The sequence below is a fragment of the Streptomyces sp. NPDC012637 genome, assembly GCF_042954805.1.
In the GTDB taxonomy this organism is placed as follows: Bacteria; Actinomycetota; Actinomycetes; order Streptomycetales; family Streptomycetaceae; genus Streptomyces.
Genome location: NZ_JBIBDS010000009.1, coordinates 202,585 through 226,679 on the forward strand (window position 1 = coordinate 202,585; position 24,095 = coordinate 226,679).

Genomic DNA, 24,095 nt, shown 5'->3' on the forward strand with positions numbered 1-24,095 from the left:
ATCCGGTGCCGGAAATGCCGAACGTCCTTGTTCCGCACCACAGATCACGCTTGACGTCCCGAACACGGGACCCTCCGCGTCCCCCACCTCCCGCCGGTGGGGGCGGGGGACGCGTCGTCGTTCTCCTACTTCTCCGTGACGCCCGCGGAGTCGAAGGTCGCCACCTCGTGCATCGCGCGGGCGGCACTCTGGACCACCGGGAGGGCGAGGAGGGCGCCGGTGCCCTCGCCGAGGCGGAGGTCCAGGTCGACCAGCGGGCGCAGGCCCAGCTTGTTGAGGGCCGCGACGTGGCCCGGCTCGGCGCTGCGGTGGCCCGCGATGCAGGCCGCGAGGGACTCGGGTGCGATGGCCCGGGCCACGAGCGCCGCGGCGCCGGTGGAGACGCCGTCGAGGATGACCGGGGTGCGGAGCGAGGCCGCGCCCAGGATCAGGCCGACGAGCGCCGCGTGCTCCAGGCCGCCGAGGGCCGCGAGCACGCCGATCGGGTCCGCCGGGTCCGGCTTGTGGAGGTCGAGCGCGCGCCGGACGACGTCCACCTTGCGGGCGTGCATCTCGTCGTTGATGCCGGTGCCGCGGCCGGTGACCTCGGCCGGGTCCACACCCGTGTAGACCGAGATGAGGGCGGCGGACGCGGTGGTGTTCGCGATGCCCATCTCGCCGGTGAGCAGCGCCTTGTTGCCGGCGGCCACGAGGTCGCGGGCGGTCTCGATGCCCACCTCGATCGCGGCGATCGCCTCCTCGTGGGTCATCGCCTGGCCGATGGTGAAGTCGGCCGTGCCCGGGCGGACCTTGCGCGGCAGGAGACCGGGCGTGGAGGGCAGGTCGGAGGCCACGCCGACGTCGATGACGCAGACCTCGGCGCCGACCTGGTTCGCGAACGCGTTGCAGACCGCGCCGCCGCCGAGGAAGTTCGCGACCATCTGGCCGGTCACCTCCTGCGGCCAGGCGGTGACGCCCTGGGCGTGCACGCCGTGGTCGCCGGCGAAGATCGCGACGGCGGCCGGCTCCGGGATCGGCGGCGGGCAGACCCGCGAGAGGCCGCAGAGCTGCGCGGAGATGATCTCCAGCATGCCCAGCGCCCCGGCGGGCTTGGTCATGCGCTTCTGGCGCTCCCACGCCTCGCCGAGCGCCTTGGCGTCCAGCGGGCGGATGTTGGCGACCGTCTCCTGGAGCAGGTCGTGCGGCTCCTCGCCGGGCAGGGCGCGGCGGCCGTACGTCTCCTCGTGGACGACCCAGGACAGCGGGCGGCGCTTGGACCAGCCCGCCTGCATCAGCTCGGGCTCCTCGGGGAACTCGTCGACGTAGCCGACGCAGAGGTACGCGACCACTTCGAGGTGGTCGGGCAGGCCGAGGGCGCGGACCATCTCGCGCTCGTCGAAGAAGCTGACCCAGCCGACGCCGAGGCCCTCGGCGCGCGCGGCGAGCCACAGGTTCTCGACGGCGAGCGCGGAGGAGTACGGGGCCATCTGCGGCTGCGTGTAGCGGCCGAGGGTGTGGCGGCCGCCCCGGGTCGGGTCGGCGGTCACGACGATGTTGACCGGGGTGTCGAGGATGGCCTCGATCTTCAGTTCCTTGAACTGCTTCGCCCGGCCCTTGGGGAGGGACTTGGCGTACGCCTCGCGCTGCCGCTGGGCCAGCTCGTGCATGGTCCGGCGGGTCTCGGCGGAGCGGATGACGACGAAGTCCCACGGCTGCGAGTGGCCGACGGACGGTGCCGTGTGGGCCGCTTCCAGGACGCGGAGCAGGACCTCGTGCGGGATCGGGTCGGGACGGAAGCCGTTGCGGATGTCGCGGCGCTCGCGCATGACGCGGAGCACCGCCTCGCGCTCGGCCTCGTCGTAGCCCGGGGCGCGCTCCCGCGGCTCTTCCCCGGCGGCCGGTGCCTCGACCGGTGCCTCGACCGGTGCCTCGGCGGTTGCCTCGGCCGGTGCTTCTTCGGCGGCCTGCGGCGCGTCCGGCCGGGGCTCCTGCTCGTGCTGGGGCCGGAGCTCCTCGGCCGCGGAGGCTTGGGGTGCCTCGGGTGCCTCTTCCGGCTGCGGCTGGCCCGTGCCGTCGGGGACGACCGGGATCTCCTCGGCGGCGACCTCGACCGGGGCCGGGGCGGCCGCCACCGGCTCCTCCGGGGCGGGCACGGGCGCGGGCTCCTCGGCCGGGGCCTCCGCGACGGGCGCCTCGACGACGGCGGGCTCCACCACGGGCGCCTCGACGACGGCGGGCTCGACGACGGCGGGCTCCACCACGGGCGCCTCGGCGACGGGGGCCTCGGCGGCCACTGCCTCGGCGGTGACCGCGGGCTCTTCGACGACGGCCTCGGCAACGGGCTCGACGGCGGCCTCGGCCTGGCCTTCGGCCTGCACCTCGGCGGGGACCCCGGCCGGGACCTCGGCCGGGACCTCGACGGCCGGCTGCGGCTCCTCGGCCGGGGCCTGGGCTTCCGGCTCCGCCTCGCGCGGGGCGGGCACCGGAGCCGGGGTCTCCATGACGACGGCTTCCTCGGCAACGGCTTCGGCGGCCGCTTCGGCCGCGGCGTCCGGAGCGACGGCTTCCTGAGGGGCGGGCTCCGGAGCGACGGCCTCCTGGGGCGCGGCCTCCTGAGCGACGGGCTCGGCGGCCGGAGGCTGCTCGGCCACCGGCTCCTCCACGGCCGCCGCCTCCACGACGACCGGGGCGGGAGCCGGCTGCGGCTCCTCGGCCGTGGCGGACGCCTGGGCGTCGGGGTCGGAGGCCTCCGCCACGAGCGGCTCGGCGGCGGCCACGACGGGCTCCGCGATTGCCGGCTGCTCCTGCGCCGCCACCGGCTCGGGCGCCGGCGTCGGGGCCAGGTGCGGGGCGGACGGGAGGGAACCCTCGACCGGGACGAACTGGGCGACCGGCGGGACCGTTTCTGCGGGGGCCTGGGCCTGGTGCTCCTGCGGCTGCGCGGTCCACGGCACGGCGCCCTGCGGGGCGGTCTGCTGGTCCGGCTGCGGCACGTCCAGGTACTCGGGTCCCGTGGTGGGCGGGCCCGGGGTGCGGACGGGCATCGGGGTGGGCGCGGTCGCGGCGACCGGGGCGGGCTGCGGGACCGGGGCGGCGGCCGGGCCGCGGTCGGCGAGCGAGCGCACCACGCCACCGGTGGCGTCCGGGAGGGGCGGGCCCATGTGCAGCGGGCGGCGGGCGGGCGGCGGGGTCGGCGCGGTGGCGGGGCCGGGCATGCGGACCGCGCTCAGGTCGACGGAGCCGGAGTCGCGGCCGGCCGCCTCGTGGGCGCCGGTGTCGAGGATGCCGGGCTCGTAGCCGTGGTCGGCGACGGGCTCGTGCGGGACGCCGTGCGCCGGGGTGGCGTGCTGGGGCACCGGCACGCCCTGCGGCGGGGTCGCGGTGACCTGCTCGATGGGGGCGGTCAGCGGGTCGACGACCGGGGCCGCCGGGGCGGGCATGGCGACCGGGGGCGCGGGCGCGACGCCCGGCTGGTGCTCGCTCCAGGCGCCCTGGGCGCCCGGCATCAGGAGCAGGTCGTCTTCCTCGGCTGCGTGCTCGGAGGGGTCCAGGAAGGTGTACGCGCCCGGCGCGGGGATGCCCGGCTGCTCGACCATGCCTGCGTTCTCCGGCAGCCCCTCGCCGGGGACCTGGCCGGTGTCCGTCATGCTGCGTACCCCTCGCCCATCGGTTGTGCTCCTTCAGACCTTCGCCCGTCAACAAGAACGAGCTCGCGCGCCGCGCGGCACGTGAGGACGCGCGGACACCCATGCATTGTCGCGGCCTTCGGCCATCCTGGCAGGCGGATCCGCCACGGTTCGCTGTGGACTGCGCCACGTCGCGCCGTCCCCCATTGCTCCGTACCACATCAGCGGCCCAATGGGGCCACTACTTCCGGACATTGGCGAACAAACCACCGAACGTCCGGGCGCGGTACAACAATCGGCCAGCCTACCCCGCCCCGCGGGCGGCGCGATCACGGGTGGGGCTGCTCAGGCCCTGCGGCCGGCCAGCAGGAAGACCACGGAACGGTCGCGTTCCGTCCAGCCCGCGGGGTCGAGGCCCACGGTCTGCAGCAGCGCGCATTCGACCAGGTAGCCGCCGTCGGCCAGGGCCGCTCCGATCGCCTCGGCCTCGTCGCGGGTGGCGGCGTGCGCGACGATCCGCTCGGGCCTGCGGTCGGTGCAGGCGGTGACGACGGGGACTCCCCCGCCCCCGATGCGTACGACGTCGGGTTCGGGCAGGCGTTCCAGGACGTGCGGGGCGCGGCCGGGTACGGCCTGGAGCTGGACGCCGGCGGCGCGGGCGGCGGCCTCGGTGCGGGCGCAGGCGCCGGGGTCGGTGTCGACGGCGATGACGGCGGCGCCGAAGCGGGCGGCGTCCACGGAGAAGGCGCCGTCGGCGCAGCCGATGTCCCAGACCAGGTCGCCGTCCCGGGGGCCGAGCCGGGCGAGTTGGGCGGCGCGCAGGGTGGCGTCCTGGCCGGCGTGGCCGCCGGTCTCGTCGGCGGGCAGGGCCCAGCCGCGGGTGGCGGGGGTGTCGTGGCCCATGAGCCAGCCGCCGGTGGAGCTGCCGCCGATGACGAGGACGACGTTGGGGTCGCGCCAGGCGTGGTCGGCGGCCTTGTCGGAGGTGACGACGGTGACCTGTTCGCGTTCGGTGCCGAGTTCCTCGCAGATGACGAAGGTGCGGTGGATCCCGTCGAGGAGCAGGGCCAGTTCGGCGGGGCCGGCGCCGGGCGAGGTGAGGACGGCGACCTTGGGGTGGGCGCGGCAGACGTTGACGGCGCGGCGCAGGGTGCGCTGGTGGGCGACGACGATCCGGGCGTCGTCCCAGGGCATGCCGGCGCGGGCGAAGGCGGCGGCGACGGAGGAGACGGCGGGGACGACCTCGACCTCGAGGCCGTGTTCGGGAGCGCGCAGGGCGCGGACGACGCCGAAGAAGCCGGGGTCTCCGTCGGCGAGGACGACGGCGGTGCCGCGGTGGCCGGCGATGCGCCGGGCGGCGAGGTCGACGCTGCCGAGGCGGACGCGTTCGGCGCCGGCGGGGACCTCGGGGAGGGCGAGGTGGTGGGCGGCGCCGGCCACCAGGGTGGCGGCGGCGAGCGCGGACCTGGCCGCCGCGGTGAGGGGCGAGCCGTCCCAGCCGATCACCGTGACCCGGTCGGCCATGTGTGTCTGTCTCCCTGGGAGTGTGTGCAGGTCGGGGGCGGTGCCGAGCCTACCGGTGCGGTCAGCTCCAGTCGGCGTAGGTGGACAGTCCGGCCTCGGCCATCTGGTCGGCGACGCCGTCGAGGTCCTCGGGGAGCAGGCTCCAGACAATGAGGTCGGTGCGGAACTCGGCCCACTCGCCGGTCTCGGTCTGGCTGCGCGCTATCCAGGCGTTGCGGAGCACGCCCTCGCTGATGCAGCCGATCTTCTGGGCGACCTGCTGGGAGGCGGTGTTGTCGGCGGCGGTGCGCAGTTCGAGGCGTTCGAAGCCGCGGTCGCCGAAGAGCCACTGGGCGACGGCGAGGACGGACTCGGTGGCGTATCCCTCGCCGCGGGCCCAGGGCGCGGTGACGTAGGCGACCTCGGTGGCGCGGGTGCGCCAGTTGGTGCCGTGGAGGTGGACGGTGCCGACGAGGCGCTGGGTGAGGAACTCGGTGACGGCGAAGACGATGCCGCGGCCCTCGGCCCGTTCCGCAGGAGCGATCCTGCGCACCCATTCCTCGGCGTTCGCGTGTGTGTACGGGTGCGGGACGGAGGTCCAGGCGACCACGAGCTCGTCGTTCATCATCTCCGTGAACGCGGGGATGTCGGCCTCTTCGTACGGGCGCAGCACCAACCGGTCCGTGCTGATGGAGATGGACGGGAAGGTCGTAGTCATGCGCAACTCCATACGTGAAGACCGTGAACGCACAGCATGCAGCATGCGGTGTCCGCCGCGCATGCGCGGGTCAGCCCGAAGGCCCCGGGCGCCGGACGGGGCGCGCGGGGCCTTCGGGCGGGAAGGACCGTGCTGCGGGGCCTACTTGGCGGGGGTGCCGAAGGCCGGGATGACCGAGCCCTTGTAGGTGTCCTCGATGTACTTCTTCACCTCGGGCGAGTTGAGGAGCTTCACGAGCTTCTGCACGCGGGCGTCCTTCTCGTTGCCCTCCTTGACGGCGAGGAAGTTGGCGTACGGGTTGTTCTCCGCCTTCTCCAGGACGAGGGCGTCCTTGGCCGGCTCGAGCTTGGCCTCGATGGCGTAGTTGCCGTTGATGACGGCGGCGTCGACGTCGTTCAGGGCGCGGGGCACGGTGGCGGCCTCCAGCTCCTTGAACTCCAGGCCCTTCTTGTCGGTGATGTCGGAGAGCTTGGCGTCGGTGCCGACGCCCGCCTTGAGGGTGATGAGGCCGTTCTCGGCGAGCAGGTGGAGGGCGCGGCCCTCGTTGGTGGTGTCGTTGGGGACGGCGATGGTCTGGCCGGCCTTGATGTCCTTCACCGACTTCAGGCTCTTGGAGTAGAGGCCGAGCGGCTCCAGGTGGACGTTGACCACCGGGACGATGTGGGTGTTGTTCTTCTTGTTGAAGTCGTCGAGGTACGGCTTGTGCTGGAAGAAGTTGGCGTCGACCTGGCCGGTCTCGGTGGCGGTGTTCGGCAGGACGTAGTCCGTGAACTCCTTCACCTCCAGCTTCAGGCCCTCCTTCGCGGCGAGCTTGTCCTTGACGTAGTTGAGGATGTCGGCGTGCGGCGTCGGGGACGCGGCGACGACGAGCGCCTTGTCGGCCGAGCCGGCCGCGTCCTTGGAGGAGGACGGGTCGGACGAGGTGCCGCAGGCGGTGAGGCCGAGGGCGAGGGCGGCGGTGGCGGCGATGCCCGCGGTGAGCTTGATGTTGTTGCGCACGAAGAGTGCCTCTTTCCGGTGGAGCGGTGTGTTCGCCTGGACAACAAGTCCGGGCTCTTCTTCGGGTTGCGAAGTCTGGGGTGCCGTCAGGCGGTGCCGTCGGGCGGTGCCTTCACGCGGTGCGGCCGCGGCGGGCGAGCAGGCGGACGACGCCGTCGCCGATGAGCTGGACGACGGTCACGATCACGACCAGGACGACGACGGTGACGAGCATGAAGGTGGTGTCGAAGCGCTGGTAGCCGTACGTGATGGCCTTGGAGCCGAGGCCTTCGCCGCCGACCGCGCCGGCCATGGCCGAGTAGCCGATGAGCACGATGACGGTGGTGGTGACGGCCGATACCAGGGAGGGCAGGGCCTGCGGGAGCAGCACCTTGCGGACGATGGTGGGGATGCCGCCGCCCATGGCCTGGACGGCCTCGACGAGCCCGTGGTCGACCTCGCGGATCGCGGTCTCGACGAGCCGGGCGAAGAACGGGATGGCGCCGATGGCGAGCGGCACGATCATCGCGGTCGGGCCGATGAAGGTGCCGACGACGAAGGTGGTGAAGGGGATGAGGGCGATCAGCAGGATGATGAACGGCAGCGAGCGGCCCACGTTCACGATCGCGCCGACGACCTTGTTCACCGGGCGGTTCTGCAGCAGTCCGCCCTTGTCGGTGAGGACGAGGAGGATGCCGAGCGGGAGTCCGCCGAGCACGGTGACGACGGTGGCCCACAGGACCATGTAGAGGGTGTCGACGGTGCCCTGCTCGAGCAGGGGCTGCATCTCGGACCAGGTCACTTGGCACCTTCCTTCACCAGCGCGGGCGCCTGGGCGGGCACGGGCCGGTCCTGCTGTTCGACGACCTCGACCTGGAGGCCCTGCTCGCGCAGGAAGCCGACCGGGACGACGTTCTCCTCGTAGTTGCCGGGGAGTTCGATGCGCATGCGGCCGATCTGCCGGTCGCCGACGGTGTCCATGGCGGCGCCGAGGATCGAGATGTCGATGTTGTACGTACGGGAGAGCTGGGAGATCACCGGCTGGGTGGCGGTCTCGCCGTGGAAGGTGACGTCCACGACCGTGCGGCCGGGCGCGGTGGCGGCGCCGCTGACCGGGAAGAGTTCGGCGGCGAGCTGCGAGCCGGGGGTGGCGAGCAGTTCGCCGACGGTGCCGGACTCGACGACGCGGCCGTGCTGCATGAGGGCGGCGGAGTCGCAGATGGTCTTCACGACGTCCATCTCGTGGGTGATGAGCAGGACGGTGAGGCCGAGCTGCTGGTTGAGGTCGCGCAGCAGCTGGAGGATGGAGCGGGTGGTCTCCGGGTCGAGGGCGCTGGTGGCCTCGTCGGAGAGCAGGACCCTGGGCTTGCCGGCGAGGGCGCGGGCGATGCCGACGCGCTGCTTCTGGCCGCCGGAGAGCTGGCCGGGGTAGGCCTTGGCCTTGTCGGCGAGGCCGACGAGGTCGAGGAGTTCCAGTGCGCGGCGGGAGCGTTCGGCGCCGGAGACGCCGAGGATCTCCAGGGGGAGCTCGATGTTGTCCTTGACGGTGCGTGAGGACAGCAGGTTGAAGTGCTGGAAGACCATGCCGATGCGGCTGCGGGCGTGGCGCAGTTCCCGGCCGGCGCGCCGGCCCTTCCCGGCGAGGGCGGTGAGGTCGACGCCGTCGACGGTCACGGTGCCGGAGGTGGGGCGCTCCAGGAGGTTCACGCAGCGGATGAGCGAGGACTTGCCGGCGCCGCTCTGGCCGATCACGCCGAAGACCTCGCCTTCGCGAACGTGGAGGTCGACGCCGTCCAGAGCGGTGACCTGGCGGCCTCGCGACTCGTAGACCTTGGTCAGGCCCGAAGTGGTGATCACAGGGTTTCCGTCACTGTCGAGTGCGCGGCGCATGGGTCCGCCGTGCACGGCATTCGTCTTTCGGACAGTCAGGCGCAGGGCGGCTGGTCGCGGCGGTGGGCCGGGAGGCAGCGCGTGCGCGGGGCGGGCACGGTCCGGCGCCGGAAAAGGCGGGCGGATCGGCTCGGCCGTCGGGTCTCGCTTCGGGGCGCGAGGCTCTGGCGGGGGCCCTCAGTTGGCGCACATTCGACACGTACAACGAGCACCGGGCGTCTGGTTCGCCTCGGTCGCAAGGGTGCGGCTGCTCGTCGTGGTCATGGCTGCAAGTAAAGCATGCAAACGTGCGAACGAAAGGCGGCTGTCCGAATAGCGGACATTGCTGAGACGCCATGCGGACAGGCCGGGGCGGCGCGGGACCTGGGAAGAGGCGGCCCTGACCGTGGTGGAGCGGAGCGCGGAGCGGTCGCCGGGCTGTGGCCAAGGCCACGGTGCGCGGGGCGGGGGCCGCGCGCATCGGGCCATTCGGCCCGTAATACCCTCGGGCGCATGCTTGACGCCCTGACGGTCGCGGTCTCGGTGGCCGCGCTCGCCCTCGCCGCCTGGTGCGGCTTCGCCGCTTACCGGAACCAGTCCACCAAGGACTGGCACTTCATCGGCATGGCCGTGGTGACCTTCCTCGCCCTGGTGCAGCTGGTGGTCGGCATCGTGCAGCTGGTCCGCGGCGAGAAGGCGGAGGAGGGCACCACGATCTTCGTCGCCTATCTCCTGGGCGCGATGTGCGCGGTGCCCGCGGCCGGGCTGCTGTCGCTGACCGAGCGCAGCAAGTGGGGTTCGGCGACGGTGGCGGCCGGCGCCGTGGTGCTCGCGGTGCTCGAAGTGCGTCTCTACGACATCTGGACGGTGGGCTGACCATGACCGCGACCGAGAGCGAGACCGGCAGCGGAAGCGGGACCCGGAGCGAGACCGGCGGCGCCGGGGCCGGCCGTCTGGTGAAGGGGCCGGGCCTGCTCGTGGTGTGGCTGTACGGCGTGATGTCGGTGGGCGCGGTCTCCCGCTCGGTGTTCCAGATCGCCACCGAGTTCGACCGGGCGCCGCTGGCGTACAGCCTCTCGGCGGTGGCCGCCGTCGTCTACGCCTTCATCACGTACACGCTGGTGCGGGGCGGCGAGACGGCCCGCAGGGCGGCGCTGGTGTGCTGCGCCGCCGAGCTCGCGGGCGTCCTGGTCGTCGGGACGTGGACGCTGGTCGAACCCTCGGCCTTCCCGGACACGACGGTCTGGTCCCAGTACGGGTACGGCTACGTCTTCATCCCGGTGCTGCTGCCGCTGACCGGCATCTGGTGGCTGCGGCGCTCCCGTACCGCCTGAGCCGCGGCGGCCCGTCCGGCCCTGATCCGGAGGAGAGGGCCTGGATCCTGTCGTCACACTCCCGCGTGCCCTCCGGGCGACGAGGGGAGTTCGACGACAGGACCTAGAGCGCGGCCACGACGAGGGCGAGGGCACCGCAGGCGTCGAAGACGCCGCACCATTCCGACCACTGCCGGGGTGCGATCCGGGCCTTCACGAAGTGCACGGCGTCCCACACGGCGTGGCCGAGCCAGCCGGCGGCCAGGACCAGCAGGGCGAGGGTGCCGTCCACGGTCACGGCCAGGAGGGAGACGGCGGCGAAGCCGACGAGACCGGCGAGCTGGACGGCGAGGACGCGCGGGGGCCGCAGTTCGCCGCGGAGTGAGCCGAAGAACAGGTAGAACAGCGGCATCGCGGCGAGGACCGCCGCGAGGAACCCGGGCGCGGGAAGGCCGTCGAGGAAGGTGAGCGCCGCCAGCGCCAGGGCGATCAGCGTGGGCCAGCGGTGCGCGGGCGTGTGCATCGGGTGCCTCCCGGGGACGTGCCTGTGTGGGCGGTGCGACGGCGACCGGACGGGCGGGGCCGTGCGGGTGAGCGCGGTGGGACCACTGTCCCCGTCGGGCGAGCCGCCGGGGAGCGGTGTGCCGCCCCGGTGTCCGTTCCCTTGGGGTAGCCGTCCTTCCGGCATAGGGTCGGGCGCATGGCGGAACGGCTCATGGTGGTGGTCGGCTACGAGGCGGCCGAGCTGTTGGACATCGCGTGCGTGACCACGACCCTGGCCATGGCCAACGGGATCGGCGCGCCCGCGGTCCCTTACCGGGTGCTCCTGGCCGGTCCGGGCGGCGGGCCGATGGTCTGCGGCTCCGGCCTCGTCCTCGGCAGCGAGCGGTCGCTCGAACGGCTGACCGGCCCCCTGGACACCCTGATCGTCTCCGGCGGCACGGGCTTCGAGCGGGCGGCGGCGGACACCCGGCTCGTCGGGCACGTGCGACGGCTGGCGCGGGAGAGCCGGAGGGTGGCGTCGGTGTGCACGGGCGCGGGAGTGCTGGCCGCCGCCGGGCTGCTCGACGGCCGCCGGGCGACCACGCACTGGCGGTTCGCGCGGCAGCTCGCCGAGCGGCATCCGGAGGTCGTCGTGGACCCGGCCCCCATCTACGTCCGCGACGGACACGTCTACACGGCGGCGGGGGTGACCAGCGCGCTGGACCTCACCCTGGCCTTCGTCGAGGAGGACCACGGTCCGGAGCTGGCCCGCCAGGTCGCCCGCGACCTCGTGGTCTATCTGCAACGGCCTGGGAACCAGGCGCAGATGAGCCTGTTCACCGCGACTCCGCCGGCCCGTGACGACATGCTCCGGGGGCTGGTCGAGCACATCGCGGCCCATCCGGACGACGACCTGAGCACACCGGCGCTCGCCGCCCGGGCGGGAGTGACGCCCCGCCATCTGACCCGTCTGTTCACGGAGCAGCTGGGCCGGGCGCCGGGCCGCTACGTGCGGCAGGCCCGCACGGAGGCCGCCGCGCAGCTGCTGGCCTCGACGACGCTGCCGATGGCCGGGGTCGCGGCGCGCTGCGGGTTCGGCAGTGCGGAGGCGCTGCGGCAGGCGTTCACCGAGCGGTTCGGGATCGCCCCGTCCCGCTACCGGGCGGCGATGCGGCCCGCCTGAGGAGGCGGGCCGCCGGGAGCGGGCGGGGCGGGGTCGTCAGGCGGCCTTCTCCAGGGTCACCAGGGTGAGCCGCGGGCCGACCTCGCGGACGGCGACCTGCGCGTAGCCCTTGCTGCGGTAGAGCCGGAGGTTGCCCTCGCTGCGGTGGCCGGTGAAGAGCTGGAAGCGCTTGGCGGCCGGGGCGGGCTCGGCGGCGTAGTGGCCCTCGATGGCGTCGAGGAGCCGGCCGCCGATGCCGTGGCGCTGCATGCGCGGGTGGACGATGAGCTTCGCGATCCGCACGGTGCCGTCCTCGTCGAGCCGGCCGCGCACGGAGGCGACGATCTCGTCGCCGAGGCGGGCGACGAAGGCCCGGCCCTCGGTCAGCTCGGCGCGCAGGGCGTCCAGCGACTGGGTCAGCGGCTCGATCGACCAGTCCTGGTAGATCTCGGCCTCGCGCTGGTAGCAGAGGTACTGCAGCTTCAGGATGCTCTCCGCGTCCTGCGTCGCGTTCGCCGCTGAGATGGTCACGCTCATGCCCATGTGCGCATGCCTCCCGCTCATCTGGTCCGCCGTGGGTCTACGGCACCCTTCCCCGCGCGCCCGCGCCGGGAACCTCCGCAGCCAGCATTCTGCGCAGGCATCCCAGGCAACGGGAACGCATCGGCCCCAGACTCCCCTGTGAGATACCCAACGCCCCTGCGATTTCCCGGTAGGTGGGGTCGTCGGGATGGAGCATCGCGGTGAGCAGCCGCGGGCAGTGGCCGGGTGTGCGGCGGACGGCGGCGCGCAGGGCGCGGCGGCGCTCGGCGACGAGGGCGTGGCTCTCGGGCGAGCGCCCGGCCTCGTGGGCCGGTTCGCCGTGGTAGGGCCGTTCGCGCAGGCGGGCCCGGCGCGCGCGGCGGGCCTCGGTGCGTACGGCGCGGCGCAGCCATTCTGCGGGGCGCTCGGGGGCGCCCTCCTCCTGGAGGTGCTCCAGGAGCCGCAGCCAGACGGCCTGTTCGAGGTCTCCGGCCTCGACGCCGGCGGCCGGCGCCTCCGCCCGGGACTCGGCGGCGAGCAGCGGCGAGAGGGTGGCGAGCAGGGTTTCGCGGGAGGTCATGACCGGCACGATGCGGGGCGGACCGGGCCCGGTTGCGGACCCGGCCCCAAACCACCCGGTCGGGGGTACGGGCCGGACCACGCGGAGGGCCGGACCACGCGGGGGGCTGGGCCGCGCGACCAGGCCCGGCCGCACGAGCAGGGCCAGGCCGCACGACCAGGACCGGCCGCGCGAAGAGGGCCAGGCCGCACGACCCGGCCAGGCCGCACGGCCTGGGCCGGCCGGGCCGGGTGGGCAGGTCCAGTCCGGCGGATCGGGCCGGGCAGGACCTGGAGGGGTCAGCGGTCGCGGAAGTCCGCCGCCGCGAGCAGCGCCGTGTCGGCGTTGTCGGAGAAGATCCCGTCGATCCCGGTCGCGAAGAACCGCTTGAGGGCGCCGAAGGCGTCGCCGTACGCGTTCGGGTCGGTGCCCCGCCGGTACTCGGCCGGCAGGAAGCCGTTCTCGTTGCGCTGGGTGTACGGGTGGAGGATGAGGCCCTCGGCGTGCGCGTCGCGCACCAGGGTGGTCTCGGTGCCGAGCCGGCCGCTCGCGTCGCGCGGCAGGATCAGGTCGAGGGTGGGGCCGATGCCCTGGGCGTACGAGGCGATCCAGCGCAGGCCCTCGGGCTTCACGAGGTCGGCGACGGTGCGCGGGTCGCCGGCCTGGACGAAGTCCCAGGGGCGGCTGCTCGCGGCGGAGAGCAGCACGACGCGCGGGGAGTCCACGAGGCGGGCCAGGCGCTGGATGCTGCCGGGCTCGAAGGACTGGAGGAAGACCGGGGAGTTCGCCCGGTGGCGGCCGTAGCGGCGCAGGAGCCCGGCGAGCCGCTCCTCGAGGCCGAGGCCGAGGGAGCGGAAGTAGGTGGGGTGCTTGGTCTCGACGTGCAGCCACACCTCGCGGCCCCGGCGCCGGCCCTCCTCCTCGGCCCAGCGCAGCACCTCCTCGAAGGTGGGGACGGTCCAGCGGCCGTCGTAGAGGGTGTTCTCCTGGCGGGTGGCCGGAATCCGCTCCTTGGCCCGGAGGGTCTTGAGCTCGGCGAGCGTGAAGTCCTCGGTGAACCAGCCGGTCAAGGGGGTGCCGTCGACGGTCTTGGTGGTGCGGCGGGAGGCGAACTCGGGGTGGTCGGCCACGTCGGTGGTGCCGGTGATGTCGTTCTCGTGGCGGCAGACCAGGTGGCCGTCCTTGGTGGGGACGAGGTCCTGCTCGACGACGTGGGCGCCCATGTCGAGGGCGAGCTGGTACGAGCCGAGGGTGTGCTCGGGGCGGTAGCCGCTGGCGCCGCGGTGGGCGATGACCGTGGGGACGGGGAGCGAGCGGTAGCCGTGCCCGTGGCCGGAGCCGCGGGCGCCCGGGTCGGCGGCGACGGCGGACTGCACGGCCTGCGCGGTGCCTCCGGCGAGGACGGTCGAGCCGCCGAGGACGGCGGCTCCTGCGGCTCCGAGGACGGCTCGTCGGGCCGGGGTCCGGCGCTCGGGCTGTGTCATGAACACTCCTTCGATGGTGATGTCCCGCGTGATGTCCCGCACCTGTCAATGACGGTCCCGACGCTAGGCAAAGAGCCCCTACGAACGGCAGACCTGCGGGGAACATGGCGGAAACACACGTCAACACCGCGTATCCACTCCGTGAACCCGATGTGCGACGCGCCGTGACCCGCGAGTATCGTCGCGATCTGCACTTGTCGGCTCCGCACGAGCCGCCCGCCCGACACCGGAGGAACCGTTGTCCCGTCTCGCGATCATGAAGGCCACCCTCGGTCCGGTCCTGCGCCTCATGTTCCGCCCACGCGTCGAGGGCGCCGAGAACGTCCCGGGCACCGGGCCGGTGATCCTCGCGGGCAACCACCTGACCTTCATCGACTCGATGATCATGCCGATCTGCCTGGACCGCCAGGTGTTCTTCATCGGCAAGGACGAGTACGTGACGGGCAAGGGCTTCAAGGGCCGGCTGATGGCCTGGTTCTTCACCAGCGTCGGCATGATCCCGGTGGACCGCGACGGCGGCCGCGGCGGTGTGGCCGCGCTGATGACCGGACGCCGGGTGCTGGAGGAGGGCAAGATCTTCTCGATCTACCCGGAGGGAACCCGCTCCCCCGACGGCCGTCTGTACCGGGGCCGCACCGGCATCGCCCGGCTCACCCTGATGACGGGCGCGCCGGTGGTGCCGTTCGCGATGATCGGCACCGACAAGGTCCAGCCGGGCGGTGCGGGCATCCCGCGCCCGGGCCGGGTGACGGTCCGCTTCGGCGAGCCGATGGAGTTCTCCCGCTACGACGGCATGGACCGCGACCGGTACGTGCTGCGGGCGGTGACGGACTCGGTGATGGCGGAGGTCATGCGGCTGTCCGGCCAGGAGTACGTGGACATGTACGCCACCAAGGCGAAGGAAGCCGCGTAACGCTCGTACGCGCGAAGGGCGCCCCCGGTCGTCGGGGGCGCCCTTCGCGCGTACCGGCGCGCGTCAGTGCTCGACGCCGTCGGCCAGCTTCTGGCCGCGCAGCAGGAACCAGGCCGCGACCGCGGTCGCGAGGAGGACCGCCGCGCCGACGCCGGCCGCGATGCGCAGGCCGTCGACGAAGGCGTCCTGGGCGGCCGAGACCAGCGCGCCGGCCTGCTCGGGGGCGAGGCCCGCGGAGGCCTCGACGGCGCCGCCGAGCGAGTCGTGGGCCGCGGCAGCGGTGTCCGCCGGGATGCCGGCCGGGGCGGGGAAGCCCCGGTAGACGCCGGTCACGATGGAGCCGAGGACCGCGATGCCGAGGGCCGCGCCCAGCTCGTACGCCGTCTCGGAGACCGCGGACGCGGCACCGGCCTGCTCCCTGGGGACGCTGGACAGGATCACGTCGGCGGTGACGGTGAACGCGAAGCCCGCGCCGACGCCGACGACGAGCAGGCTCACCCCGAGCAGCGGGTAGCCGGTCGCCTGCCCGAGGGTGGTGAGCGCCGCGAGGGCGAGACCGATGGCGGCGAGACCGCCGGTGACGACAGACCGCACGGAGAAGCGGCGGGCGACGTTGCCCGCGACCAGACCGGCCGTCACCGCGCCGACGGCGGCGGGCAGTTCGGCGAGCCCGGCCTCGAGCGGCTGGCGGCCCTGGACCAGCTGGAAGAACTGGGACAGGAAGAACACCAGGCCGGACAGGCCGAGGATGGTCAGGAGATCGGCGAGGACGGCGCCGGAGAAGCCGCGGTTACGGAACAGCCGCATGTCCAGGAGCGGCGCCGGCAGCCGGAGCTGGCGGCGGACGAACCAGGTCAGCGCGCCGGCGCCGAGGACGGCGGCGCCGGCGACCTCCACGGTGACGCCGTGCGCGGCCAGTTCCTTGACCGCGTAGACGACGCCGATCATGCCGATGAGCGAGAGGCCGACGCTGGGCAGGTCCCAGGGGCCCGGGTCCGGGTTCTTCGACTCGGGGATGAGCCTGGCGCCGACGAGGACCAGGACGGCCATGACGGGCAGGTTGATGAGGAAGACCGAGCCCCACCAGAAGTGCTCCAGCAGGAACCCGCCGACGACCGGGCCCACGGCGGCACCGGCCGAGGCCATGGCGCCCCAGATGCCGATGGCGAGGCTGCGCTCGCGCGGGTCGTGGAAGAGGTTGCGGATCAGCGCGAGGGTGGAGGGCATGAGGGTGGCGCCGGCGACGCCGAGCAGGGCGCGGGCCACGATCATCATCTCGGGGCTGGTGGCGTAGGCGTTGAGCACGGAGACGGCGCCGAAGGCGACGGCTCCGGTGAGCAGCAGCTTCTTGCGGCCGATGCGGTCGCCGAGGCTGCCCATGGAGACCAGCAGACCGGCGATGACGAAGGAGTAGACGTCGCCGATCCACAGCAGCTGGGTGCCGGACGGCTTGAGGTCCTCGGAGAGGAAGGGCGTCGCCAGACCGAGTACCGTGGCGTCGACCGCCACGAGCAGCACGGCCAGGACGAGCACGGCGAGGGCGAGCCACCGGCCGGGACGGCGCACGCCCTCGGTATGGCTCTCGTGCTGCTTCGCACTCGTGATGCTGTCGGTGATCACTTCTCCACGCTCCTGCGCGCTCCGCCGAGCAGCAGCTCGGCGATCATGTACTGGAAGTCCTTGGCGGCGACCCGCCCGTCGGTGACGGCCCAGGCGCACGCGCCGACGAGCCCGTAGAAGGCCTCGCTGAGCCAGGCGGGGGTCAGGTCGATCCGGAAGACGCCCTCTTCCTGGCCGCGCCGGAAGAGCGCGGCGATCCGGGCGTCGAGGCGGGCCCAGCCCTCGTTCTGCTGGTCGCCCTCGAAGAGCTGGTTCTCGGTGACGAGGAAGGCCAGCAGCGGCGCGACGGGCTCCGAGGCGCCGATCAGCCGGCGTACGGCCTCGTCGGCCGGTCCCTCGTCGATCCGGGCCGCGTCGAGCGCGGCCTCGGTCTCCTCGATGCACATCTGCTCGAGCGCCCGCACCAGCGCGTCACGCCCGGCGAAGTGCCGGTGCAGCGTGGCCCGCCCGATCCCGGCGGCCCGCGCGACCTCGTCCATGGTGGCGGTCGCCTTGCGGGAGAGCAGGGCTGCGGCGGCGTGGAGCACCTGGGTGCGGTCGACTGACATGAGACGACCATACACCGAATGAGACATCAATGTCTCATTCGAAATTTTGATGCCTCACTGGAGGCACGGAGGAATGCTGTGAACATGACGAAGCCGCTGCTGCTGATCGACGTGGACGGCCCGCTGAACCCGTACGCCGCCCAGGCCGAGCGCCGGCCCGAGGGGTATGCGACCCACCGGATGCGCCCGGGCGGCTGGTTGGAGACGAAGCCACTGCGCGTCTGGCTCAACGCGGACCACGGCCGCGAGCTGCGCGCGCTGGCGGAGGCGTACGAGCTGGTGTGGGCGACGACGTGGAAGGGCGAGGCGAACGACTGGATCGGGCCGCAGCTCGGGCTGCCCGAGCTGCCGTTCATCGACTGGCCGAAAATGCACGGGGCCGCCCCGCGCGGGACGTTCTGGAAGACCCAGTACATCCTGGAGTACGCGCAGGGGCGGCCGTTCGCCTGGGTCGACGACGACATCACGTCGTACGACCACGAGTACGTGGAGCGGAACCACCTCACCGCCGCCCTGCTGCTGCACGTCGATCCCCGGCTCGGACTGCTCCGGCCGGACTTCGACGCGCTCGCGGACTGGGCGGCGGCGCTGTAGGAACGGGATTCAGTTCTTGGCGGTGGCCCAGGCGTGCTGGATCACCAGGTCCGCCTTGACCTCGACCAGCTGGGCGGCGACCGCCGAGGGGGCCGTGCCGCCCCGGCCGTTGCGGGAGGCGAGGGCGCCGGGGACGTTGAGGACCGTGCGGACCTCAGGGGTGAGGTGCTCGGAGATCTTGGCGAACTGCTCGTCCGTCAGGCCGTCCAGCTCCTTGCCCTCCGCCTCGGCGACCTTGACGCACTCGCCGGCCACCTCGTGCGCGACCCGGAACGGCACGCCCTGCTTGACCAGCCACTCGGCGATGTCCGTCGCGAGCGAGAAGCCCGCCGGCGCCAGCTCCTCCATGCGCTCCCGGTTGACCGTGAGCGTGGCCATCATGCCGGTGAAGGCGGGCAGCAGGACCTCCAGCTGGTCGCAGGAGTCGAAGACCGGCTCCTTGTCCTCCTGGAGGTCCCGGTTGTAGGCGAGCGGCAGGGCCTTCAGCGTCGCCATCAGGCCGGACAGGTTGCCGATGAGCCGGCCGGACTTGCCCCGGGCCAGCTCGGCGATGTCCGGGTTCTTCTTCTGCGGCATGATCGACGAGCCGGTGGAGAAGGCGTCGTGCAGGGTCACGAAGGAGAACTCCTTCGTGTTCCAGATGATGATCTCCTCCGCGATCCGGGAGAGGTTCACCCCGATCATCGCCGTGATGAAGGCGAACTCGGCGACGAAGTCCCGCGAGGCGGTGCCGTCGATGGAGTTGCCCGCCGAACCCCGCTCGAAGCCGAGGTCCTTGGCGACCGCCTCCGGGTCGAGCCCGAGCGAGGAACCGGCGAGCGCGCCGGAGCCGTACGGCGAGACGGCGGTGCGGGTGTCCCACTGCCGCAGCCGCTCGGCGTCCCGGGAGAGCGACTGCACGTGGGCGAGCACGTGGTGGGCGAAGAGCACCGGCTGGGCGTGCTGGAGGTGGGTCCGGCCCGGCATGGCGACGTCCGGGTGCGCCTCGGCGAGGCCGACGAGCGCGTCCTGGAGGTCCGCGATCAGACCGCCGATGATCCGGGCGTGGTCCCGCAGGTACATCCGGAAGAGCGTGGCGACCTGGTCGTTGCGCGACCGGCCGGCCCGCAGCTTGCCGCCGAGCTCGGCGCCGAGGCGCTCCAGCAGACCCCGCTCCAGGGCGGTGTGGACGTCCTCGTCGGCGATGGTGCCCACGAAGGAGCCGCCGGCGACGTCCGCCTCCAGCTGGTCGAGGCCGGCCAGCATGCGGGTCAGCTCGTCCTCGGTGAGGAGTCCGGCCTTGTGCAGCACGCGCGCGTGGGCACGGGAACCGGCGATGTCGTACGGCGCGAGCCGCCAGTCGAAGTGGACGGACGCGGACAGCTTCGCCAGGGCCTCGGCGGGGCCGTCGGCGAACCGGCCGCCCCAGAGCCGGACGTCACCGTTGTTGCTGCTCACAGCTGCTGCTCCTCAAGACTGTGGATGTACGACCGCCTCCCCGCGCACGGGACGGGGAGGCGGCTGTCGAACGACGTGCGGTCAGGCGAGGTCACGCTTCGCCGCGATCTTCGCCGAGAGGGCGAAGATGTCGATGAAGCCCTGGGCCTTCGACTGGTCGAACGTGTCGCCCGTGTCGTAGGTGGCGAGGTTGAAGTCGTAGAGCGACTCCGCGGACTTCCGGCCGGTGACGACGGCACGGCCGCCGTGCAGGGTCATCCGGATGTCGCCGGTGACGTGCTGGTTGGCCTCCTCGATGAAGCCGTCCAGGGCACGCTTCAGCGGGGAGAACCACAGGCCGTCGTAGACGAGCTCGCCCCAGCGCTGCTCGACCTGCCGCTTGTAGCGGGCCAGCTCGCGCTCGACGGTGACGTTCTCCAGCTCCTGGTGGGCGGTGATCAGGGCGATCGCGCCGGGAGCCTCGTACACCTCGCGGGACTTGATGCCGACGAGACGGTCCTCGACCATGTCGATCCGGCCGATGCCCTGGGCGCCGGCCCGCTGGTTCAGCTGCTGGATCGCCTCGAGGACGGTGACCGGCCTGCCGTCGACGGCGACCGGGACGCCCTCCTTGAAGGAGATGACGACCTCGTCGGGCTCGCGGGTGACCGCCGGGTTCTGGGTGTACTCGTAGATGTCCTCGATCGGGGCGTTCCAGATGTCCTCGAGGAAGCCGGTCTCGATGGCGCGGCCGAAGACGTTCTGGTCGATCGAGTACGGGGACTTCTTGGTGGTCGCGATCGGCAGGTTCGCCTTCTCGGCGAAGGCGATGGCCTTGTCGCGGGTCATCGCGTAGTCACGGACCGGGGCGATGCACTTCAGGTCCGGGCCGAGGGCCTGGATGCCGGCCTCGAAGCGCACCTGGTCGTTGCCCTTGCCGGTGCAGCCGTGGGCGACGATCGAGGCGTCGTGCTTCTTCGCGGCGGCCACGAGGTGCTTCACGATGGCCGGCCGGGAGAGGGCCGAGACCAGCGGGTAGCGGTCCATGTAGAGGGCGTTGGCCTTGATCGCCGGGAGGCAGTACTCGTCGGCGAACTCGTCCTTGGCGTCCGCGACCTCGGCCTCGACCGCACCGCAGGCGAGCGCGCGCTTGCGGATGACGTCCAGGTCCTCGCCGCCCTGGCCGACGTCCACGGCGACGGCGATGACCTCGGCACCCGTCTCCTCGGCGATCCAGCCGATGGCGACGGAGGTGTCCAGGCCGCCCGAGTAGGCGAGTACGACGCGCTCGGTCACGGGTTTCTCCTAACCTTCCAACCACTGATGGGTATAACTATGCAGTCCTCCGTATGTTTTGTCAACGCGCTCTCGAGCGGGCTCCGCAGCCGACGGAAAACCGCAGGCGGGAGCGGGCACGCGAGCCGTAGCCTCCGTGCATGACGAGCGAGGAGAAGCCGCTGGACGCGGCGATACGAGGGCTCGCGCGCGGGGGCGCGCTCGCCCGGGCCGTGGAGCTCTGGCGCCCGGGGTCCTGGCTGGAGCTGGACGAGCGCATCCGGTCCGGATACACGTGGCGGGGCATGGGGCGTCCGACGCACCCGTGGCTCGCGGAGCGCGGGCGCCCCACCGTCCTCCGGGCCCTCCTCGGCAGCCCGACGCCGAGCGAGGCGGAGCTCGCCCTCGCCCTGTGCGACGGCGACGGCCGGATCCGCGCGGCCGCACTCCCCCACGCCGCCGGGCGCCCCGCCGTCCTTCCCCTGGTCGCGGTCCGCACGGCCGACTGGGCCGCTCCGGTACGCGACGAGGCCCACGCCGTTTTGGCCGGCGCCCTGCCCGGTGCGGACGCCGGCACCCTCGCCGTCACCGCCCCCGTCATCCTGCGGCTGCGGGCCCGGCTTCGCGGCGGCACGGCGACCGCGCTCCTCGGGGAGGTGCTGCGCGCCGCCCCGCCGGCCACCGTCGCCGCCCTGCTCCTGAACCGGGACCGGGCCACCCGGCGGTTCGCCCTCGACGTCGGCGTCGAGCGGGGACTCCTCACGCCCGCCGAACTGGCCGGACTCGCCGCCTACGACACCGACGTCGTCGTCCGGGACAAGGCCGCGTCGGCCGCGCTCGCCGCCGGCGTCCCCGACGAGACGCTGCCGGTGCTGCTCGCCGCCCGCTCCGGCACCGTGCGCTCGGCCGGTGTCACGGCACTGCGGAAGGCCGGGCGGGCAGCCGAGGCGGAACCGTCCCTGTACGACCGTTCGGCGCTGGTCCGTGCCTGCGCCCGCTGGGTCCTGCGCCAGGACGGCCGCGATCCCCTGCCCCTCTACCGGGCGGCCTGCACCGGTCCGGCGACCGTGCCCGGCCGGGCGCCGCTCGGACTCGCCGAGTGCGGGGACCGGAACGCCGGCCTCCCGGTCCTCTGGGAGCTGACCGGGCACGCGCACCCGCTGGTCCGCTCCTCCGCCGTCGCGGGCCTGCGCGTCCTCGAAGCCGCGGACCACGACCGGCTGCTCGCCCTGCTCAACGACCCCGCGCCCGGTGTCGTACGGGAAGCGGCGCGGGCCCTGCTGCCCTGGGCGGACCGGTTGCCGGAGGACGAACTGGTGCGGCGCACCGGGCCCGGCCGGCCGGTGACGGTGCGCGTCCGCGCGCTGCGGCTGCTGCGTGCACACGGCTCGGCCGCGTACGAGGAGACGGCCCGGCGGCTCGCCCGGGATCCCGACCCGGAGCTGCGCACGCGGATCCGCAGGACCCTCGGGATCGGGGAGGCCGTGCCCCGCCCGGCGGAGGCCCGTTCACGGCTGTGGCGCACCTGACCGGACCGCCGGACACCCGGTCGGCTCCGGAGCGCACTCCACCACCAGAATGGGCGTCATGGGTAAGACATACGAACGTATCGACGGACGTCTCCGTGCCTTCATCGAGGACCAGCCCGTCTTCTTCACCGCCACCGCGCCGCTCGCCGGGGACGGCCACGTCAACCTCTCGCCCAAGGGCCGCAGGGGCACGCTGGTCGTCCTCGACGAACTGACCCTCGCCTACGTGGACTTCGGCGGCAGCGGCGCGGAGACCGTGGCCCATCTGCGCGAGCCGGGCAACGGGCGGATCACGCTCATGTGGACCGCGTTCTCCGGGCCGCCGACCGTCGTGCGGGTGCACGGCACCGGCGAGGTCGTGTTCCGCGACGACCCGCGCTTCGCCGAACTCTTCGCCCGTTTCCCGGCGGAGGCCGTCGAGGGCCAGGGCGGCGTGCGGGCGATCGTCGTGGTGCACGCCCGACGGGTCAGCGACGCCTGCGGGTTCGCCGTTCCGCTGATGGACTACCAGGAGGAGCGGCAGCTGCACGCGGACTACTTCAACCGCAAGACGGAGGAGGAGTTCGACGCGTACTGCGCGCGCAAGGTGGCCACCAGCCTCGACGGACTGCCCGCGATGCCGCTCCCGCTGCCGCCGCTCCCCCGCCCGGCCCAGTAATCTCGCGGCCGCCCCGCCCGGCGCCTAGCGTCGCGCCATGCGCATCCTTCTCGCACTCGGGGCCCTGGCCGCGTCGCTGGCCGCCGCGCCCGCACCCGTACCGCTCCCGGAGCGGATGGCGGACACCGGCGGCGGCTCGCAGCTGATCACCGCAGAGGCCGCGGATCCGGCCGCCACGACGGGCACCGTCACCTGGTGGGACCGGCGCGGCCGGCGGTGGGTGAAGGCGGGCTCGGCGCCCGCGAGGTTCGGTGCGAAGGGGCTCGCCGAGGGCGCGACCCGGCGGCAGGGCACGAACACCACGCCGACCGGCCTGTACGGACTGCCGTACGCCTTCGGGACCGAGCCGGCGCCCGCCGGTACGGCCTACCGCTACGCGCGGGTGACCGACCGGTCCTGGTGGTGCCAGGACAACGGGTCGCGGGCGTACAACCGCTGGGTGGAGGGGCTGCCTCGGGACTGCCGGGCCGCCGAGTCCGAGCACCTGGTCGCCTACCGCGCGCAGTACGCGCACGCGCTGGTGATCGGCTTCAACTACGACCGTCCGGTGCGGGGGCGCGGCGCTGGGATCTTCCTGCACGTGAACGGGCGCGGGGCGACGGCCGGGTGCGTGTCCGTGCCGGCGGGCGCGATGCGCCGGATCCTCGCCTGGGCCGATCCGGGGCGCGGGCCGCACATCGCCGTCGGCACGCGGGGCGGGCCGACGGCGATCACGCGGTACTAGGCCGTCTTCCGGAACAGGGCCGGACAGGCCGCGGACCCGGCCGGTATCCGGAAGGGACGGCCTGGGCGGTCACCCGCCGGGGGTTCAGCGTTCCTTCTGCGCGAGGCGCAGCAGGTGGTCGGCGAGCGCCTGCCCGCCGACCGGGTCACGGGAGATGAGCAGCAGCGTGTCGTCGCCCGCGATCGTGCCGAGGATCGCGTGGAGTTCGGCCTGGTCGATGGCCGACGCGAGGAACTGGGCGGCGCCCGGCGGGGTGCGGAGCACCACCAGGTTGGCCGAGGCCTCGGCGGAGATCAGCAGTTCACCGGAGAGGCGCCGCATGCGCTCCTCCTTGGCGGACTCCCCGAGCGGCGCCTGCGGGGTGCGGAAGCCGCCCTCGCTGGGCACGGCGTAGATGAGCTCTCCACCGGTGTTGCGGATCTTCACCGCGCCGAGCTCGTCGAGGTCGCGGCTGAGCGTCGCCTGCGTGACGCTCAGCCCGTCGTCGGCGAGGAGCTTGGCGAGCTGGCTCTGCGAGCGCACCGGCTGCCGGTTGAGGATGTCGACGATCCTGCGGTGGCGTGCGGTGCGGGTCTGCGGAACGGACGGCCCGCCGTGCTCGTTCTCCTGCGCGTCGGTCATC

At 73.3% G+C, this 24,095-nt stretch carries 23 protein-coding genes; 8 read left to right on the forward strand and 15 right to left on the reverse strand.

Features of this window, described 5'->3' with window-relative positions:
- Window positions 1-125 precede the first annotated feature (125 nt).
- The 6 genes from cobT to ACFY8W_RS31730 form a co-directional block, all read right to left on the reverse strand.
- Window positions 126-3,626, reverse strand: coding sequence for a nicotinate-nucleotide--dimethylbenzimidazole phosphoribosyltransferase (cobT, locus tag ACFY8W_RS31705; RefSeq protein WP_391112707.1), 3,501 nt, complete (start codon window positions 3,624-3,626; stop codon window positions 126-128).
- A gap of 324 nt (window positions 3,627-3,950) precedes the next feature.
- The gene (cbiE, locus tag ACFY8W_RS31710; protein WP_391112710.1) at window positions 3,951-5,129 is read right to left on the reverse strand and encodes a precorrin-6y C5,15-methyltransferase (decarboxylating) subunit CbiE; all 1,179 of its coding nucleotides are present in this window, start codon (window positions 5,127-5,129) and stop codon (window positions 3,951-3,953) included.
- Window positions 5,130-5,190: 61 nt separating this feature from the next.
- Window positions 5,191-5,838 carry a GNAT family N-acetyltransferase gene (locus ACFY8W_RS31715; protein WP_385693778.1) on the reverse strand — a complete coding sequence of 216 codons (648 nt, stop codon included), beginning with the start codon at window positions 5,836-5,838 and terminating at the stop codon, window positions 5,191-5,193.
- A gap of 129 nt (window positions 5,839-5,967) precedes the next feature.
- Window positions 5,968-6,825, reverse strand: coding sequence for a MetQ/NlpA family ABC transporter substrate-binding protein (locus ACFY8W_RS31720; RefSeq protein ID WP_391112714.1), 858 nt, complete (start codon window positions 6,823-6,825; stop codon window positions 5,968-5,970).
- 112 nt (window positions 6,826-6,937) lie between these two features.
- Complete coding sequence (locus tag ACFY8W_RS31725; RefSeq protein WP_391112717.1) at window positions 6,938-7,606, reverse strand: ABC transporter permease subunit; 669 nt, start codon at window positions 7,604-7,606, stop codon at window positions 6,938-6,940.
- Complete coding sequence (locus tag ACFY8W_RS31730) at window positions 7,603-8,661, reverse strand: ATP-binding cassette domain-containing protein (protein WP_391112720.1); 1,059 nt, start codon at window positions 8,659-8,661, stop codon at window positions 7,603-7,605. The genes ACFY8W_RS31725 and ACFY8W_RS31730 overlap by 4 nt, the downstream gene beginning before the upstream one ends.
- A 525-nt stretch (window positions 8,662-9,186) precedes the next feature.
- On the opposite strand from ACFY8W_RS31730, the gene ACFY8W_RS31735 reads away from it, so the two are divergent.
- Both ACFY8W_RS31735 and ACFY8W_RS31740 read left to right on the forward strand, forming a co-directional pair.
- Window positions 9,187-9,549: a hypothetical protein gene (locus tag ACFY8W_RS31735; protein WP_391112724.1), complete on the forward strand. Its 363-nt coding sequence runs from the start codon at window positions 9,187-9,189 to the stop codon at window positions 9,547-9,549.
- A gap of 2 nt (window positions 9,550-9,551) precedes the next feature.
- Complete coding sequence (locus ACFY8W_RS31740) at window positions 9,552-10,007, forward strand: hypothetical protein (RefSeq protein ID WP_391112727.1); 456 nt, start codon at window positions 9,552-9,554, stop codon at window positions 10,005-10,007.
- 103 nt (window positions 10,008-10,110) lie between these two features.
- Here ACFY8W_RS31740 and ACFY8W_RS31745 read toward each other — a convergent pair whose 3' ends face one another.
- Window positions 10,111-10,509, reverse strand: coding sequence for a hypothetical protein (locus ACFY8W_RS31745; RefSeq protein WP_391112730.1), 399 nt, complete (start codon window positions 10,507-10,509; stop codon window positions 10,111-10,113).
- Window positions 10,510-10,686: 177 nt separating this feature from the next.
- Between ACFY8W_RS31745 and ACFY8W_RS31750 the strand changes: the two genes are divergently transcribed.
- A complete protein-coding gene (locus ACFY8W_RS31750) occupies window positions 10,687-11,652 on the forward strand; it encodes a helix-turn-helix domain-containing protein (protein ID WP_391112733.1) in 966 nt (321 codons plus the stop codon).
- Between the two features lie 36 nt (window positions 11,653-11,688).
- Here the strand turns inward: ACFY8W_RS31750 and ACFY8W_RS31755 are convergent, their stop codons facing one another.
- The 3 genes from ACFY8W_RS31755 to ACFY8W_RS31765 all read right to left on the reverse strand — a co-directional run bounded on the left by ACFY8W_RS31755 (window position 11,689) and on the right by ACFY8W_RS31765 (window position 14,196).
- Window positions 11,689-12,174: a GNAT family N-acetyltransferase gene (locus tag ACFY8W_RS31755; protein WP_391113355.1), complete on the reverse strand. Its 486-nt coding sequence runs from the start codon at window positions 12,172-12,174 to the stop codon at window positions 11,689-11,691.
- Between the two features lie 37 nt (window positions 12,175-12,211).
- Complete coding sequence (locus ACFY8W_RS31760) at window positions 12,212-12,733, reverse strand: sigma-70 family RNA polymerase sigma factor (RefSeq protein ID WP_391112736.1); 522 nt, start codon at window positions 12,731-12,733, stop codon at window positions 12,212-12,214.
- A 278-nt stretch (window positions 12,734-13,011) separates the two neighbouring features.
- A complete protein-coding gene (locus ACFY8W_RS31765) occupies window positions 13,012-14,196 on the reverse strand; it encodes a glycerophosphodiester phosphodiesterase family protein (protein ID WP_391112739.1) in 1,185 nt (394 codons plus the stop codon).
- 238 nt (window positions 14,197-14,434) lie between these two features.
- On the opposite strand from ACFY8W_RS31765, the gene ACFY8W_RS31770 reads away from it, so the two are divergent.
- On the forward strand, window positions 14,435-15,109 hold the full coding sequence (locus ACFY8W_RS31770; protein ID WP_391112742.1) for a 1-acyl-sn-glycerol-3-phosphate acyltransferase: 675 nt from the start codon (window positions 14,435-14,437) through the stop codon (window positions 15,107-15,109).
- Window positions 15,110-15,172: 63 nt separating this feature from the next.
- On the opposite strand, the gene ACFY8W_RS31775 is transcribed toward ACFY8W_RS31770, so the two are convergent.
- A complete protein-coding gene (locus tag ACFY8W_RS31775) occupies window positions 15,173-16,729 on the reverse strand; it encodes an MFS transporter (RefSeq protein WP_391112745.1) in 1,557 nt (518 codons plus the stop codon).
- A complete protein-coding gene (locus ACFY8W_RS31780; RefSeq protein ID WP_391112748.1) occupies window positions 16,726-17,277 on the reverse strand; it encodes a TetR family transcriptional regulator in 552 nt (183 codons plus the stop codon). Before ACFY8W_RS31780 ends, ACFY8W_RS31775 begins: the two co-directional genes overlap by 4 nt.
- Window positions 17,278-17,361: 84 nt before the next feature.
- On the opposite strand from ACFY8W_RS31780, the gene ACFY8W_RS31785 reads away from it, so the two are divergent.
- A complete protein-coding gene (locus tag ACFY8W_RS31785; protein ID WP_391112751.1) occupies window positions 17,362-17,871 on the forward strand; it encodes an HAD domain-containing protein in 510 nt (169 codons plus the stop codon).
- A gap of 9 nt (window positions 17,872-17,880) precedes the next feature.
- On the opposite strand, the gene argH is transcribed toward ACFY8W_RS31785, so the two are convergent.
- Both argH and ACFY8W_RS31795 read right to left on the reverse strand, forming a co-directional pair.
- Window positions 17,881-19,308: an argininosuccinate lyase gene (gene argH / locus ACFY8W_RS31790; protein ID WP_391112754.1), complete on the reverse strand. Its 1,428-nt coding sequence runs from the start codon at window positions 19,306-19,308 to the stop codon at window positions 17,881-17,883.
- 81 nt (window positions 19,309-19,389) lie between these two features.
- Window positions 19,390-20,583, reverse strand: coding sequence for an argininosuccinate synthase (locus ACFY8W_RS31795; RefSeq protein WP_391112757.1), 1,194 nt, complete (start codon window positions 20,581-20,583; stop codon window positions 19,390-19,392).
- A gap of 140 nt (window positions 20,584-20,723) precedes the next feature.
- Here ACFY8W_RS31795 and ACFY8W_RS31800 point away from each other — a divergent pair, with 140 nt between their 5' ends.
- The 3 genes from ACFY8W_RS31800 to ACFY8W_RS31810 are packed head-to-tail and all read left to right on the forward strand — an operon-like array spanning window position 20,724 to window position 23,473.
- On the forward strand, window positions 20,724-22,091 hold the full coding sequence (locus tag ACFY8W_RS31800) for a hypothetical protein (protein WP_391112760.1): 1,368 nt from the start codon (window positions 20,724-20,726) through the stop codon (window positions 22,089-22,091).
- A gap of 58 nt (window positions 22,092-22,149) precedes the next feature.
- Window positions 22,150-22,749, forward strand: a complete 600-nt coding sequence (locus ACFY8W_RS31805) for a pyridoxamine 5'-phosphate oxidase family protein (protein WP_391112762.1) — start codon at window positions 22,150-22,152, stop codon at window positions 22,747-22,749.
- A gap of 37 nt (window positions 22,750-22,786) precedes the next feature.
- Complete coding sequence (locus tag ACFY8W_RS31810; RefSeq protein ID WP_391112765.1) at window positions 22,787-23,473, forward strand: L,D-transpeptidase family protein; 687 nt, start codon at window positions 22,787-22,789, stop codon at window positions 23,471-23,473.
- Between the two features lie 84 nt (window positions 23,474-23,557).
- Here the strand turns inward: ACFY8W_RS31810 and ACFY8W_RS31815 are convergent, their stop codons facing one another.
- A complete protein-coding gene (locus tag ACFY8W_RS31815) occupies window positions 23,558-24,094 on the reverse strand; it encodes an arginine repressor (protein WP_046911235.1) in 537 nt (178 codons plus the stop codon).
- Window position 24,095: the final 1 nt, after the last annotated feature.